This window comes from Pseudomonas sp. MWU347 (genome assembly GCF_017947305.1).
GTDB classification, from domain to species: domain Bacteria; phylum Pseudomonadota; class Gammaproteobacteria; order Pseudomonadales; family Pseudomonadaceae; genus Aquipseudomonas; species Aquipseudomonas putida_A.
Window position 1 is genome coordinate 1 of record NZ_JAFGZB010000039.1, and the last position, 674, is coordinate 674.

The 674-nt window shown below is 64.4% G+C and carries 1 pseudogene; it reads right to left on the reverse strand.

Going from position 1 to position 674, the window contains the following annotated elements:
* A pseudogene (locus tag KCG87_RS27360) lies at positions 1-674 on the reverse strand (RHS repeat protein); the annotation flags it as partial.

Sequence of the window (674 nt, forward strand, 5' to 3'; positions counted from 1 at the left end):
CCTTTGCCGTCGAGCAGCGCCAGCGGGCGGAAGGTGCCGGGTTCGTAGACGTAGCTGCGGTGGTGGGTTTTGCTGCTTTCGGCGACGAGGTGGTCGCCTTGCCAGAAGAACTCGGTGGTCTGGCCGTCAACGGTTTTGCGGATGCGCCGGCCGAAGGCGTCGTATTGGTAGGTCGCGGTTTGGCCGTCGGCGCGGGTCAGGCTGATCAGGCGGTGTTGGCAGTCGTAGCGGTATTCGGTGACGAGTTGCTGGTCGCGGCCACGACGCTCGCGGATCAGGTTGCCGAAGGCGTCGTAGTCGTAATGGCGATCGCCCTGCATCAGCAGGCGGTTGCCCTTGATCCGCGTCGGGCCGGCGCGATCCTGCATCAGCAGGTTGCCGGCCGGGTCGTGGGCGAAGGATTCCGGTAGTTCGTCGCGCGAGTGACGCACGCGGATCAAGCGGTCGAGGGCGTCATAGCCATAGGTGCGCTGGCCATGGCGGCTGTCGGCGATGTGCTCGAGGTTGCCGTTGGCGCTGTAGGCATAATCCCGGCGATACAGCGAGTCGTGCTGATGACCTACAGCGTGGGCGAGTAAACGTCCCTGATCGTCGTAGGCATAATCGCTGCGCAGCAGGCCTTGCTGGCGTTGTTGTTCGCGACCGGACAGGTAGACGTGACTGGTCAACCGGAC